The sequence below is a fragment of the Lentzea alba genome (genome assembly GCF_011067745.1).
Taxonomy (GTDB): Bacteria; Actinomycetota; Actinomycetes; order Mycobacteriales; family Pseudonocardiaceae; genus Lentzea; species Lentzea alba.
In genome coordinates this window covers 565,151-579,675 of record NZ_JAAMPJ010000006.1, presented here as the reverse complement: position 1 = coordinate 579,675, position 14,525 = coordinate 565,151, and the positions used below count along the sequence as shown (strand labels likewise).

Below are 14,525 nucleotides of genomic sequence, written 5' to 3'. Positions count from 1 at the left end.
AGACATCCGCGCCTGGATCGCCGACTGGAACACCCACCCACGGCCGTTCATCTGGACCAAGACCGCCGAAGAGATCCTCGAGTCACTCGCACGCTTTTGTAGGCGAATTTCTGGCGCAGGACACTAGCCTCTTTTAATCACAAAGAAATCAGTGACGAACGCGACCGGGTCGCCCGCTGTGTTGCGGCCGACCCAGGTCGGGTAGACGCCATCACCCCATCCGGTCGAGAACGCCACGACGTTCAGGCCGGACTCGAAGTCCGTGACGTTGGCGGGACCGCGGCCGCCGCCGACCTTGCCGAGCGCGTCGATGAGGTCGCAGTTGCCCACCTCGTCGTCGCTCGCCAGCCGGTCCACCGCCGGGGCGGCGGCGAGGTCGAAGAACGCGCCGGTGCTCGACTTCACCTCGTAGCCGAACTCCTCGTGCATCGGCACGAGCTGGCCGGGCAGCACGGCCGGGGTCCACGAGTACGCGGGCTCGTCCAGAACCGTCACCTTCGCCGCGGCGACGCGATAGCCCTGGCGGAGATCCGGGAACCCGTCGCCGTCGACCCACGAGACGAGGGAGACCGACACCGGGTACGTGCCGGGCTCGACCGCGTCCGTGAACGCCTCGGCGTCCTCCGGCCACACCACGAACGGGTCTGCCGCCACGAGTCTGCCGGTCGGCAGGGCGAGCTCTCCCACCTGTTGCACAGCCACGACCTGCTGCTCACCACCGCCGGTCGGCTTGCCGACGGGCCCGTCGACGAAGAACCGCTCGAACCCGGACCTGATCAGTTGAACCGCCCCCACGCTTAGGCACCTCCAAGGGCATGTTGGCAGAAGGGTCTGACACCCGATCGGGGCACCGGGTCTGTTCGCGTTGCGTGAAGTCCGCCCGGACGCAACCGCGCAGGTGCCAGGCTTGCGGGCATGGGGACGATCGAAGTGGTGCTGGGCGACATCACCGCGGAACGGGTGGACGCGATCGTCACGGCCGCGAACGAGTCGTTGCTCGGTGGCGGCGGCGTGGACGGGGCGATCCACCGCGCGGCCGGGCCGAGGCTCGCCGAAGCCGGGGCGGAGCTGGCGCCGTGCGAACCGGGGAAGGCGGTGGCCACGCCCGCGTTCGACCTCGCGCCGGTGCGGTACGTGATCCACACGGTGGGGCCGGTCTGGGAGGGCGGCGACCAGGGCGAGGACGAGGTGCTCACGAGCTGCTACCTGACCTCGCTCCACCTGGCTGCGGAACTCCACGTCGAGAGCATCGCTTTCCCCGCCATCGCGACCGGGATCTACGGCTTTCCCACCGAACGGGCGGCACAGGTGGCGACCAGGGCGGTGCGATCGTTGCCGATCATCGACCTGATCCGGCTGGTGGCGTTCGACGAGGAGACCTGCCGGGCGCTCACCGCCGGACTGGCTGAACCGGCGTGACGAACGTCGCAGCCGGGACCTGGCAGCGGTCGCTCTCGGCGAAGATCGCGGCTGGTCAGTGCCGTAACCTGAAGGGCGTGTCCGTTCCCTCCACCCTCAAGATCGGCCCGTTCGCCGTCGACCCGCCCGTTGTGCTCGCCCCCATGGCCGGCATCACCAACGTGGCGTTCCGGCAGCTGTGCCGGCGGTACGGGGCCGGGCTGTACGTGTGCGAGATGATCACGGCGCGTGCGCTCGTCGAGCGCGACCCGATGACCATGCACATGATCACGTTCGACGAGGGTGAGAACCCGCGGTCGATGCAGCTCTACGGCGTCGACCCGCGCAACGTCGGCGAGGCCACGAAGATGATCGTGGACGAGAACCTCGCCGACCACATGGACATGAACTTCGGCTGCCCGGTGCCCAAGGTGACGCGCAAGGGCGGCGGGGCGGCGTTGCCGTACAAGCGGGAGCTGTTCCGGCAGATCGTGCGGGCCGCCGTCAGGAACGCAAAAGACATGCCGGTCACCGTGAAGTTCCGCATCGGCATCGACGACGACCACCTCACGTACCTCGACGCGGGCCGTATCGCGGCGGACGAGGGTGCACAGGCCGTGGCACTGCACGCGCGCACGGCGTCGCAGCGGTACTCCGGCAAGGCCGACTGGTCGGCGATCGCCAGGCTCAAAGAGGCCGTGACCAGCGTTCCGGTGCTGGGCAACGGCGACATCTTCAGCGCCCAGGACGCGCTCGACATGGTGGCCCAGACCGGCTGCGACGGCGTGGTCGTCGGACGTGGCTGCCTCGGCCGGCCGTGGTTGTTCCGCGACCTGCAGGCGGCGTTCCGGGGTGAGCCGGTTCCCGCGGGGCCGACGCTGGGCGAGGTCGCCGAGGTGTTGCGCACGCACGCGGAACTGCTCGCGGCGCACGACGGTGAGGACAAGGGCCTGCGCGACCTGCGCAAGCACATGGCCTGGTACTGGCACGGTTTCCCGGTGGGCGGCGACACGCGCAGGGCGTTCGCGATGGTGTCGAGCCTGCAGCAGCTGGACGATCTGATCGGCACGCTCGACAAGAGCGTTCCCTTCCCCGAGCACGCCGAAGGGCCGCGCGGGCGGCAGGGGTCGGCGGCGAAGGTCGTGCTGCCGGAGGGCTGGCTGGACGACCCCGAGGACGCGACGGTTCCGGCCGGTGCGGACGTGATGCACTCCGGTGGCTGAACGCGTCGCGGTCCTCCTCGCCTCGCTCGCGCTTCTCGCGGGCTGCGCCGGTCCGGTCGCGGGCACGGCACGACCGGTCCAGCTCAGCGACGGCGACAAGGCGAAGTTCAAAGCGTTCTACGAGACCCTCAACAAGGCGGGCGACGAGGGTGCGGCGCAGCAGCAGAAGCTGTTGAAGGACACCCAGCACCCGGACTTCCGGCAGAAGACGTGCGATCTTCGCGGGGCCACCATCAAGGTCGAACCGACCTGGTCGACGCTTCGGATGGACGCCGACTGGGCACCCCCCGGCGAGAAGGCTCATCCCCGCGGGGACGTCTACGTCGTCGCGGTCACCGTCACGCTGCGGCAGGAGGACACGGTGATGGGCAGCCAGATCGGATCGCTGCACGTCGTACTCCTCGACGACGAGGTGTACGGCTTCGCGCCCTGTCTCGGTGGCTGAGCGGGTTGTTGATCATTCAAGCTCACTGGATCGGAGCAGCTGACGGTCAACCGGACGGGGGAAATCACCCCTCGACGCGTCCTACTTGCTCAAGCGCCGCCTCCAAGGGGACGACACCTGGCAAGTAAGGAGGTGACCGCGATGACCGCGCTGCGACCCGAGATCGCAGAGACCCAGCAGGCCGACGCCAGCGTCGACAGGCAGGGTCCCGGGCTGATCGGCCTGCACGAGTCCATCGCGACGTTGCTCGCCTCCCGCGGCCAGTGGCGCCAGGCGTACCAGCACCTGCGTTCCGCTCTCGACCTCGTCCACGCCGACCAGGACGAGGAACCGCACGTTCCGGAACAGCTGCGCCGCGAGGTCGACCGGCTGCGCCGGGAGCACGCCGAGGCCCGCGAACAGAGCCTGCGCGACAGCCTCACCGACTCCTACAACCGCCGCTACCTCGACCAGCGGCTGATGGACCTGCTGACCGAGCACGGCGCGTGTCGGCACGGGCTCGCGATCGCGTTGATCGACCTCGACTGGTTCAAGCAGGTCAACGACAACTTCGGCCACCTGCTGGGCGACCGCGTGCTGCAGCGCGTGGTCGAGCTGCTGCAGCAGGGCCTGCCGGAGGGCGCCTTCTGCGCCCGCTACGGCGGCGAGGAGTTCGTCCTCGTGCTGCCGCGGGTGGACGCCGCCACGGCCGTGGAGATCGCCGAGGCGGCCCGGGAACGTGTCGAGCGTCACGCCTGGCAGGAGATCGCGCCGGGGTTGCGCGTCACCGTCAGCGCGGGCCTCGCCTACGAACCGCCCGCGGACGAGGCTCCGGAACGCCCGCCGGTCGGCGCCGAGCAGCAACTGCTGCGCGCCGACAGCCTCCTGTACACGGCCAAGCAGTCGGGACGGAACGCGGTGGCGTACCGTGCGGACGGGCGGGTCCGCCTCGCAGGCGAGGCGTCTGGTCGGCGTGCCATCACCGAGACACGTGTTCTCGGTTACTACTGAGTGAGCTGGCTCACCCGTTCAGGGCAAGCGGACTGCGCGTAATCGCGTACAGCTCAAACCCGTATCACCCGGAGTGGTCGTCAGAAGTCGGCTACATCCGTAGTATCGCGGGCGCAACTGACACGCCGGTGATGCAACCCTTGTGTCCCGGGCGTCGTCACTTCGTAATGACGAACCGCTATTTGAGCTTCTGACCCAGAAGGGAGATTGGGTGCCCGACGACCCCCGACGTGGCGGCCCCTCTTCCCGTGGTGATCAGGATCCCCAAGACCAGTCGACGACCGGCCGTAGACGTCGCTCGATGGAAGGCTCTGGGGGCCTGAGCGTCTCGGACCTCATCGAGCAGCACAGCAGGACGAACATCCCCCGACCCGTCCCGCCAGGCTCGCCCGACGTTCCCACGACAGGCAGGCGCGCCCTGCCCGATCCACCTGCGACTCCACCTGCGACCGGCAGGCGTGCTCTTCCCGACCCGCCGGCCCCGCAGCAACCGCAGGCACAGCCTCAGCAACCGCGGCAGCAGCCGCCCGTCGCCCACCGGCCTGGTGAGCAGACGGGTACGCGCCCGCGGCCGCCGCTGGCCGATCCGCAGAACTTCACCGGTGACCAGACGGGCAGGCGCCGCAGGCCGGACGCCCCCGCCGAACAGACCGGTACGCGGCCCAGGCCTGCCCAGAACCCGGCCCAGAACCCCACGCAGACCGGGGCCTACCAGGTGCCCGGCGAGCAGACCGGACCGCGCCCGCGACCGGACGCGACCGGGATGCAGCGCCGACCTGAGCCGCCCGGCGTCCGACGCCCGGAAGCGGACTCGACCGGCACGAGGCGTCGTCCCGCACCTGGCGAGCTGGGTCCCAACGGCGCACCGCCGCGCAGGGAAGCACCTCCGGCCAACGGCATGCCGCCGTCGAACGGGATCGCGCGCTCTCTGGGCGGCGAAGCACCCTCGCAGACCGGCATGCCCAGGCCACCCGGTGCGGACCCGCGCCGGATGCCGCCTGGTGACGCGCCGTCGTCCAACGGCATCCCCCGGCGTCCCGGGCCCGAGGCGAACGGCATGCCCAGCGGCACCGTGCGCCGACCGGCTCCCGACGCAGGCGGCGTGCCCCCGCGCAGGCTCGGTCCTGGCGACGCGCCCTCGTCGAACGGCATCCCGCGCCCGGACGCGGCCGCCAACGGCATGGTCCGCCCGCCGGCACCCGACGTGAACGGCGCACCGCCGCGCAGGCCCGCTCCCGGTGACGCACCGCCGTCCAACGGCATCCCGCGCCCGCCTGCACCGGACACCGCCAACGGAATGCCACGTCCGCCCGCTCCGGGTGACGTGACGTCGAACGGTCTACCCAGGCCGCCGGCACCCGACGGCAAGACCAACGGGATGGCACGGCCGCCGGCACCCGACGCGACGACCAACGGCGTCCCGCGTCCCCCCGCGCCCGGAGGGACGCCGGAGCCCGGCGCACCCCGCCGTCTGCTCGCGGGTGAGGCACCGTCGTCGAACAGCATTCCGCGCCCTCCCGCCCCCGGCGAGGGCCCGGAACCGACCGGCCGCCGTCCCGTGCCCCCGAACGGGGACCTGACCGGCCGGCAGCCCATGCCGTCGCGCGCGGAGTCCAGCGGACCCCGGCCGATGCCTCGTCCCGCCGCGGCAGGTGGTGGCGCGGCCATCTCCAACCGGCTCGGCGCCACGCCGGACGCCCCGGCCGAGGAGCCCAAGGCCGACGCGCCCGGTCCCGAGGCCACCCAGATCGCCTCGGCGGCTGGGGTGGCCAAGGTCGAGAAGCGCGAAGACATGGACCCGATGTGCCTCACCACCGAGATGGAGGCCATCGGCGACGACGTCAAGAAGCGCCGCGAGGTGGACCACACCCTCGCGCGGTTCTCCGCGGTGCACGACGAACTGCTCGAGCAGGAGCGCCAGCGCAAGGAGCGGCGCGCCAAGCTCATGCCGTGGGTCAAGGACGAGGACGAGAACGAGGAGGCGACCCAGTTCGCCGACCCGGTCGTCCTCGGCGAGAGCGAAGAGGACGGCGAGAAGAAGGTCGTCGGCCGCACGCCTCAGCAGCGCAAGTTGATGCGTGGCGCCAAGGTCACGGCGATCGCGGCCGCGGCCGCGGTGTTCGCGTCGACCGGCATCGCCTGGGCCGCGACGCTGTGGGCCGACTCCAAGTTCACGAAGATCGACGCGCTCGGCGGCAACTCGCAGGCCGTGCAGCAGGCGGAGAAGCAGCTCGGTGACGAGAACTTCCTGCTCGTGGGCTCGGACACCAGGGCGGGCGCGAAGGCCGGGGACAACGTCGGCACGCAGGCCCAGGAGGGTGGCGCGCGCTCGGACGTGATCATGCTCGCGCACATCCCCGCGGACCGGAAGCGCATGGTCGTCGTGTCCCTGCCGCGGGACGTGCGGGTCGACCGACCGGCGTGCCGCAGCTGGAACCCGGACACCGGTCAGTACGCCGGACCTCTCGCACCCGAGAAGCAGGTCATGGCGAACTCCATCTACAACGACGGCGGGCCCGAGTGCGTCGCCAACATGATGACCCAGCTGTCCGGCCTCAAGATCAACCACTTCGTGAGCATCGACTTCGTCGGCTTCCGCGAGATGTCGACGGCGATCGGCGGTGTGCAGATCTGCTCGCCCACGGCGATCGTGGACGGCGAGCTCGGTGTCATCCTCGACAAGCCGGGCAAGTACACGCTCAAGGGCGACCAGGCGCTGCAGTACGTGCGCGCCCGCAAGGTCCAGGCCAAGGGCGACACCGGCACGGACTTCGACCGGATCAAGCGGCAGCAGGGCTTCCTGTCGGCGATGCTGCGCCAGGCGCTGTCCAACGAGGTGTTGCTGAGCCCGTCGAAGCTCAACAACTTCATCAACGCGCTCACGAAGTCCACGGCCGGCGACAACATCGACGTGGCGTCGCTGCTGGAGCTCGCGAACTCGTTGCAGAGCCTCGACGCGGGCCGCGTCTCGTTCGTGACGATGCCGCACGAGACCGACGACAACAAGTTGATCGACATCCCGGACGACAACATCGAGCGGCTGAAGGACGACGAGGTCAGGGCGCTGTTCCAGACGATCATCGACGGAACGCCGCTGCCGAACGAGAAGCCCGTCGAACCCAAGCCCGGCGAGCAGCCGGCGAACGCCCCGGTCCAGCCCGGCACGCTGGTCGACCCCAAGACCGTCAGCGTCCAGGTGTTCAACGGCGACCCGACGAACGGCGGCGCGGTCGCCAGGACGTCGAACGAGCTGCAGCAGCACGGTTTCGCCGTCGTCCGGAAGGACAACGCGCCGAGGTCGGCCAAGACGACCATCCAGTACGCGAAGGGCAACGAGAACAAGGCCGCGACCCTCCTGGCCGCGGTGCCCAGTGCGGAACTGGTGGAAGGGTCGGCGGACCTGGGAGGCGCGATCGTCCTGACGATCGGCGCGAACTTCGACGACAAGATCCAGGCACCGACGGCAGGTGGCACCCCGAAGGGCAACAACACCCCCCAGAACCAGGGACAACCCTCAAGCGATCTGTCCATTGTGAACGCGGCACAGGACCCCTGCGCGGCGAAGTGATTCGCCTGGGGTTCATCTCGGGTTCATCCTGGCATGTCGCTGCCGCGATGGTCGGGACGTAGGCTGAGCGCCATGCGCGAGGCCTACCACGACCAGCTAGAAGAGCTCGCCGGCCGACTTGCCGACATGACCGGCATGGTCGCCGAGGCGATGCAGAACGCGACCGCCGCCCTGCTGCAGGCCGACCTCGGCCTCGCGGAACAGGTCATCAGCGGTGACCAGAAGGTCGACGACGTCCGCTCCAGCATCGAGGAGCAGTCGTACGCGCTGCTCGCGTTGCAGGCACCGGTCGCGACCGACCTGCGCACCGTGCTCGCGGTGATCCACGCCGCCGAGAGCGTCGAGCGGATGGGCGACCTGGCCCTGCACGTGGCCAAGGCCGCGCGGCGCCGGCACCCGGCGTCGGCGGTGCCGGAGGATGTTCAGCCGTACTTCGCCGAGATGGGCCAGATCGCGGTCAAGCTCGCCCGCGAGGCCGCGGAGATCATCCGCAACAAGGACGTCGACCGCGCGCGCAACCTCGAGGACGAGGACGACGCGATGGACGACATCCACCGCCACCTGTTCTCGGTGATCATGGACAAGGAGTGGCAGCACGGCGTCGCCGCCGCGGTGGACACGACGCTGCTCGGCCGCTTCTACGAGCGCTACGGCGACCACGCCGTGTCGGTCGCCAAGCGCACGGTCTTCGTCGTCACCGGCCGGATGCCCGGCTACGGTGGCGACGAGAACCTCTGAGTTGTTTCAGCGAAACTGCCCATCGCGTTCTGCCGCGAGCTCCGGATCGGCGTAAGCCTCGGAGAACTCGGCGAGCACGGTGGGCATTTCTTCGTCCCACGCCGCCCGCGCCTCGTCACGCGGCAGGTCCCGTGCGTCGACCGTGAAGTACGCCCACGCGCGCACGATCTCGGGCAGCAGAGCCAGATCCGCGTCCGACACGTGCAGTCGCGCGGCTACGTTCAGGATCAGCACGGCCGTGAGCGACGCCGGTCCGTACACGACGGGATCGCGGTTCTGTTCCACCGCAGCACCGACGACGATCTCGGCGAACGCCCGGGCCGCCTCGACATCGGCGATTCCGTGCTCTGAAGCCAGGAACGCCGCGACGACCTCGTCCGTCCTTTCCGGACTGATGACCGGGATCTCGTACTCGGTGGGCACCAGAACGCTCACGCGGGCGTCGGCGAGCGCGATCAGCTGCACCGGGTGCCGCACGTCCTCGTCGCCCATCAGGCCCTCTTCGGCCTCCTCGTCCGGGCCGTCCTCCCAGAACTGCACGACGTCCGGCCACACCCGGTCGTAGACGCCGGTGGCGCTCAGCGGCGTGATCTCGTCCCGGAACGCGTCCGGCGTGGAGGCGATCATGTCCTCCAGCAACGCCTTGGTGCCCTCGTCCGGCGTCGCGAACAGCTCGATGGCGGTGGCCCCGAGCACCGGCTGACGCATGAACAGGACGGTCTCGCCGACACCGGCGCGTTCCTGGGTGAACGCGACGACCTCCACGTCTCCCAACAGGTTCGTGACCAGGTAGGCGTCGCGGAAGTCCGGCTCAATGCCCGGGACGTACCAGGACGGTTCGGCGGCACCGCGGGCCGCAACGGTTTCCGCGGCCTCGAAGGCGGCCGTCCGGTGCTCCGCGGAGCCCACCCCGGACAGGGCGCGCAACGCGGTGAGCGCCGCGGGGTCGTCCATCGCGGCGAGCGCGTCGATCAACGGCGCGTGGCCGGATCCGGCGAGCCAGAGCGTGGCGTACAGCTCGCTCGCCCAGGCGTCCGCGAGCAGCCAGGACTCCGAACGCAGCGCGGCCGCCGACTCGAGCAACGCCCCGTACGGGGAGTTGTTCTCGGGCCGGCGGCCGGGTGCCTTGCCTTGCTTCTTCTTGCGGCTCTTGCTTTGCGGGCTCACCCGCAGCAATTTAGCCGAACCGGCCCGAGATGTAGTCCTCGGTCGCCTTCTGGCCGGGGTTGGAGAAGATCTTCTCCGTGTCGTCCACCTCGATGAGCTGCCCGGGCTGACCGACACCCAGCAGGTTGAAGAACGCGGTCTGGTCCGACACCCGCGCGGCCTGCTGCATGTTGTGAGTCACGATGACGATCGTGTACTCCTTCTTCAGCTCCGTGATCAGGTCCTCGATCGCCAGCGTGGAGATCGGGTCCAGAGCCGAACAGGGCTCGTCCATCAGCAGGACGTCCGGCTGCACCGCGATGGCACGCGCGATGCACAGACGCTGCTGCTGACCACCGGAGAGGCCGCCGCCCGGCTTGTCGAGCCGGTCCTTGACCTCGTTCCAGAGGTTGGCGCCGCGCAACGAGCGCTCGGCCACCTCGTCGAGCTCCTTCTTGTTCTTCACGCCCGCGAGCTTCAGGCCCGCCACCACGTTGTCGCGAATGGACATCGTGGGGAACGGGTTCGGCCGCTGGAACACCATGCCGATGGTGCGGCGCACCTCGACCGGGTCCACAGTGGACGCGTAGATGTCCTCGCCGTCGAGCAGCACCTTGCCCTCGACGCGCGCGCCGGGCGCGACCTCGTGCATGCGGTTGAGCGACCGCAGCACGGTCGACTTGCCGCAACCGGAGGGGCCGATGAACGCGGTCACGTTCTTCGGCGGCACCGCGAGCGAGACGTTCTCGACGGCGTGGAACTTGCCGTAGAAGAGGTTCAGGTCCTTGATGTCGAGTCGCTTGGCCATGTCCGCCCGCTCACTTCGTCTTCGGCGCCAGCGCCCGCGAGATCACGGTCGCCAGCAGGTTGAACAGGGTGATGAGCACGACGAGCGTGATCGCCGCACCCCAGATGCGCTCGAAACCGGCCTGCGTCGGGTTGTTGCGCTCGTTCACCATCATCAACGGCAGCGAGGCCATCGGGCCGTCGAACAGGTTGTAGTTGATGAACGGGGCGTACGCGGCGAGCACGAGCACCGGTGCGGTCTCGCCCATGACGCGGGCGAGGGCCAGCATGATGCCGGTCAGGATGCCGGACAGCGCGGTCGGGATGACGATCTTGACGATCGTCTTCCACTTGGGGATGCCCAGCGCGTAGGAGGCCTCGCGCAGCTCGTCCGGGACGATCTTGAGCATCTCCTCGGTCGTGCGCACGATGACCGGCACCATCAGCAGCACCAGCGCGAGCGACACGGCGAGCGCGCTGCGGCCGAGGCCGAAGTACGTGATCCAGACCGTGTAGACGAACAGCGCCGCGACGATCGACGGGACACCGGTGAGGATGTCGACCATGAACGTCGTCGACTTCGCCAGCCGCGAACGGCCGCCGTACTCGACGAGGTAGATGGCGACCATGATGCCGATCGGCACGGAGATCACGGCGCAGACGAGGCCCTGGACCAGGGTGCCGTAGATCGCGTGGTACGCGCCGCCACCCTGCTGGCGGGCCAGCAGGCCCGACATCGACTTCTGCCACCAGTCACCGTCGAGGATGACCGGGAAGCCGCGCTGCAACACCGTGTAGAGCACCCACACGAGCGGGATGATCGCGATCAGGAAGGCGCCCCACACCAGTCCGGTGGCGAGGCCGTTCTTGATCCGGCGGGAGAGGCTGACCGACTGGAACGTCGGCGGCGTCGCGAGGCGCGTGGGGTCCGCGAGGTTGGTGCTCACTCGTACTCCTTGTGGCCGGCGACGATCGAGCGCGCGATGGCGTTCACGACGAAGGTCAGCACGAACAGCACCAGACCGGCAGCGATGTAGGCACCTGCCGAGCGCGGGTCGTTGAACTCGGGCGCGGCCAGCGCGATCTTCGAGGCGAACGTCGAACCACCGTCGAACAACGACCAGCCGAACGACGCGGTCGCGGTGCTCAGGATGATCGCGACGGCGATGGTCTCACCGAGCGCGCGGCCGAGGCCGAGCATCGAGGCGCTGACGTAACCGGCCTTGCCGAACGGCAGGACGGTCGTGCGCACCACCTCCCACTTGGTCGCGCCGAGCGCGATGGCGCCCTCGACGTGCATCGTGGGCGTGCGCTCGAAGACCTCGCGGCTGACGGCCGTGATGATCGGCAGGATCATCACGGCGACGACGATGCCCGCGGTGAAGACGGTGCCGCCGAGCTGCACGTTCACGTTGCCCTTGGCGAACAGCGGGAACCAGCCGAGGTTCTCGATCAGCCACTCGGAGAACGGGTACAGCACCGGTCCCAGCACGAACAGGCCCCACAGCCCGAAGACGATCGAGGGGACCGCGGCGAGCAGGTCGATGACGTACGCGAACGGCCGGGCGAGGTTGCGCGGCGCGTACTGGGTGAGGAACAGCGCGATGCCCAGCGCGATCGGCATGGCGATCAGCAGTGCCACCAGCGCGACGACGACCGTGACGAGCGTCAGGTCGAGGATGCCGAACCGCAGGTTGGCCGGGTCGGTGGTGTTCCACTCGCGACTGGTCAGGAAGTTGACGTTGTCCAGCCCGAGCGACGGGATGGCCTGCAGGATCAGGAACAGGCCGATCGCGCCGATGAGCACGACGATGAAGACACCGGACCCCGTCGCCAGGCCGCGGAAGATGCGGTCACCAGGCCGGACGTGAGGTGCCTTAGCGGTTTCTGGAGCTTCCGGTGTCGGGGGAATCGGAGCCTCCGAGGCGGTGGGAGCAGCCGCAACGCCCCGCTCCGCTCCGGATGCACCGGAGCGGGCGGGGCGCTTGGCCACGACGGGATCGTTCATCGCGTCAGCGTTGCTCGAAGTTTCGCATCAACCTCAGGCGATCGCCTTCACGGCGGTCAGGAGCTTGTCCTGGAACGCCTTGGGCAGCGGCACGTAACCGGCCTCGGCGAGCTGGGCCTGACCGGTGGTGGCGGCAACCGTGAGGAACGCCTTGACGGCCTTGGCGGTGTCGGCGTCGTAGCCCTTCGAGCACACGATCTCGTAGGTCGCGAGCAGCAGCGGGTATGCACCGGCGGCCTTGGAGCCGTAGATCGAGTCGAGGTCGAGGATCAGGTTGTTGCCCTCGCCCTTGATCTTCGCACCGTCGATGGCCTTGCCGGCGGACTCGGCGGTCAGCTCGACAGCGCCGGCACCGGAGTCGATCTTGGCGATCGAGAGCTTGTTGTCCTGGGCGAAGGACCACTCGACGTAGGTGATCGCACCGTCGATGGAGCCGACGGCCTGCGCGACACCGGCGGACTTCTCCTTGCCCTCGCCGATGCCACCCTTGAACTGCTTGCCGTCACCCTTGGTCCAGCCGCCGGCGACCTTCAGGTACTTCTGGAAGTTGTCGGTGGTGCCCGACTCGTCCGAGCGGTAGATGACCGCGATGTCCTTGTCCGGCAGGTTCGCGGAGCCGTTCAGCGCCTTGATGGCCGGGTCGTTCCACTTCTTGACCGCACCGGAGAAGATCGCGGCGGTGGTCTTGGCGTCCAGCACGAGGCTGTCGACGCCGGTGACCTTGTAACCGATGGCGACCGGGCCGAAGACCAGCGGCAGGTTCCACGCCGGGTTGGTCTGGCAGCGCTTCGCGGCGGCCTCGGTCTCGGCGCCTTCCTTCAGCGCGGAGTCCGAACCACCGAAGTCGACCTGGCCCGCGTTGAAGTTCTTCACGCCCGCGCCGGAACCCGACGGGTTGTACGCGAGGTCCACGCCGGGGCAGGCGGCCTGGTAGGCCTGCACGAACGCGTCGACCGCGTTCTTCTGCGCGGAGGAGCCCTCGGCGTTCAGCTTGGTCTTGCCACCACACTCGACAGGCACAGAGGCAGCGTTCGAGGTGGTGTTGCCACCCGCGGCGCCCGTGTTGTTGTCGGAGCCACACGCACTGAGCAGAAGCGCGCCGGCCGCGACGAGGCCGAGCACGGCGCCGTGCCGCTGGATCTTCACCTTGGTCCTCCACCTTGCGGAAGCGATTCAAGCGGTTCGCGACGGACGTCGCCGCTCGCTACGGAAGGTAGGTAGCCAGAGTGGACAGACCGCCTAGACAGGGTGAACGACAGGTGAACACCGAACGGGAAGTGACGGGTCACACCACCAAAAGAGTGACGGCGTGACCAGCGCGTATGCGTTTTGTGACGGTCCGTTGACTACCGGCCGTACTGGACGTCGGCGTCCCAGAGGGTGAATCCGAGCTTCGTGTAGACGCGGACCGCGGCGGCGTTGTCCGACTCGACGTAGAGCATGACTTCCTTGACGCCCTGTTCGCGCAGGTGACGCAGGCCGGCCAGGGTCAGCGCCTTGCCGAGACCGCCGCCCTGCCTGCTCGGGTCGACGCCCACGACGTACACCTCGCCCAGGTCGGGCGTGTGCACCTTCGTCCAGTGGAAGCCGGCCAGCTTCTCGTCGGCGTCGAACGCGAGCAGGAAGCCCTCCGTGTCGAACCAGTCCTCGTCCTCCTTGGCGCGGACGTCCTCGATCGACATCGAGCCCTGCTCCGGGTGCCAGTCGAACGCGCGGTGGTTCACGTAGACGACCGCGGCCTCGTCCTTGCCGGGGACGAACGGCCTGATGGTGATGCCCTCAGGCAGCTCGGCCTCGGGAAGGTCGCTCTCGACCCGCAACCTCATCCGGAGCAGCTCGCGGACCTTGCGGAAGCCGAGCTTCGCGGCGAGCTTCTCGGCGTCCGGGTGGCCGCCGTGCGCCCAGATCCGCAGGGACTCCTGCGGGAGCGCCTTCACCAGTGCCTCGCCGACGCCCTGGTGCCGGTGCTTCGGGTGCACGGCGAACTCGGCGACCTGGTGGCCGCCGGAGTCGCCGATCAGATCGACGTGCGCGTACCCGGCGAGCTCGCCGTTGAGGTGCGCGAGGAGGTGCCTGCTGCCGGTGGCGCCGGGACGCATCCGCAGTCGCACGGCCTCGCCGACCGGGGCCACGCCGTCGGTGCTCTCGGCAGCCGCCAGCAGCTGCCCGACCTCAGCGGCCAGGTCGGTCGTCAGCTCGTCGTACCAGCTCAGTTGCGCCACA

General features: G+C 69.2%; 13 protein-coding genes. 6 read left to right on the top strand and 7 right to left on the bottom strand.

Annotation, left to right across the window (positions count from 1 at the left end):
• Positions 1 to 123 precede the first annotated feature (123 nt).
• The gene (locus G7043_RS24925; RefSeq protein ID WP_166049308.1) at positions 124 to 795 is read right to left on the bottom strand and encodes a DUF4241 domain-containing protein; all 672 of its coding nucleotides are present in this window, start codon (positions 793 to 795) and stop codon (positions 124 to 126) included.
• Positions 796 to 915: 120 nt separating this feature from the next.
• Here G7043_RS24925 and G7043_RS24920 point away from each other — a divergent pair, with 120 nt between their 5' ends.
• From G7043_RS24920 to phoU, 6 genes are all read left to right on the top strand, one after another.
• Positions 916 to 1,419 (top strand): macro domain-containing protein, encoded by a 504-nt coding sequence (locus tag G7043_RS24920; protein ID WP_166049306.1) that lies wholly within the window; start codon positions 916 to 918, stop codon positions 1,417 to 1,419.
• A 77-nt stretch (positions 1,420 to 1,496) separates the two neighbouring features.
• Complete coding sequence (gene dusB, locus G7043_RS24915) at positions 1,497 to 2,621, top strand: tRNA dihydrouridine synthase DusB (protein WP_313888053.1); 1,125 nt, start codon at positions 1,497 to 1,499, stop codon at positions 2,619 to 2,621.
• Positions 2,614 to 3,066, top strand: a complete 453-nt coding sequence (locus G7043_RS24910; RefSeq protein WP_166049303.1) for a hypothetical protein — start codon at positions 2,614 to 2,616, stop codon at positions 3,064 to 3,066. The genes dusB and G7043_RS24910 overlap by 8 nt, the downstream gene beginning before the upstream one ends.
• Positions 3,067 to 3,207: 141 nt before the next feature.
• On the top strand, positions 3,208 to 4,056 hold the full coding sequence (locus G7043_RS24905) for a GGDEF domain-containing protein (protein ID WP_166049301.1): 849 nt from the start codon (positions 3,208 to 3,210) through the stop codon (positions 4,054 to 4,056).
• A gap of 301 nt (positions 4,057 to 4,357) precedes the next feature.
• Complete coding sequence (locus tag G7043_RS24900) at positions 4,358 to 7,624, top strand: LCP family protein (protein WP_166049299.1); 3,267 nt, start codon at positions 4,358 to 4,360, stop codon at positions 7,622 to 7,624.
• A gap of 72 nt (positions 7,625 to 7,696) precedes the next feature.
• Positions 7,697 to 8,362, top strand: coding sequence for a phosphate signaling complex protein PhoU (gene phoU / locus G7043_RS24895; protein WP_166049297.1), 666 nt, complete (start codon positions 7,697 to 7,699; stop codon positions 8,360 to 8,362).
• Between the two features lie 6 nt (positions 8,363 to 8,368).
• On the opposite strand, the gene G7043_RS24890 is transcribed toward phoU, so the two are convergent.
• The 6 genes from G7043_RS24890 to mshD all read right to left on the bottom strand — a co-directional run bounded on the left by G7043_RS24890 (position 8,369) and on the right by mshD (position 14,524).
• Complete coding sequence (locus tag G7043_RS24890; protein ID WP_166049295.1) at positions 8,369 to 9,529, bottom strand: hypothetical protein; 1,161 nt, start codon at positions 9,527 to 9,529, stop codon at positions 8,369 to 8,371.
• Between the two features lie 10 nt (positions 9,530 to 9,539).
• A complete protein-coding gene (pstB, locus tag G7043_RS24885; protein WP_166049293.1) occupies positions 9,540 to 10,316 on the bottom strand; it encodes a phosphate ABC transporter ATP-binding protein PstB in 777 nt (258 codons plus the stop codon).
• Between the two features lie 10 nt (positions 10,317 to 10,326).
• Positions 10,327 to 11,241 (bottom strand): phosphate ABC transporter permease PstA, encoded by a 915-nt coding sequence (gene pstA / locus G7043_RS24880; protein WP_166049291.1) that lies wholly within the window; start codon positions 11,239 to 11,241, stop codon positions 10,327 to 10,329.
• Positions 11,238 to 12,302 (bottom strand): phosphate ABC transporter permease subunit PstC, encoded by a 1,065-nt coding sequence (gene pstC / locus G7043_RS24875; RefSeq protein ID WP_166049289.1) that lies wholly within the window; start codon positions 12,300 to 12,302, stop codon positions 11,238 to 11,240. The genes pstA and pstC overlap by 4 nt, the downstream gene beginning before the upstream one ends.
• A gap of 33 nt (positions 12,303 to 12,335) precedes the next feature.
• Positions 12,336 to 13,448, bottom strand: a complete 1,113-nt coding sequence (gene pstS / locus G7043_RS24870) for a phosphate ABC transporter substrate-binding protein PstS (RefSeq protein WP_166049287.1) — start codon at positions 13,446 to 13,448, stop codon at positions 12,336 to 12,338.
• Between the two features lie 200 nt (positions 13,449 to 13,648).
• A complete protein-coding gene (gene mshD / locus G7043_RS24865; RefSeq protein WP_166049285.1) occupies positions 13,649 to 14,524 on the bottom strand; it encodes a mycothiol synthase in 876 nt (291 codons plus the stop codon).
• Position 14,525: the final 1 nt, after the last annotated feature.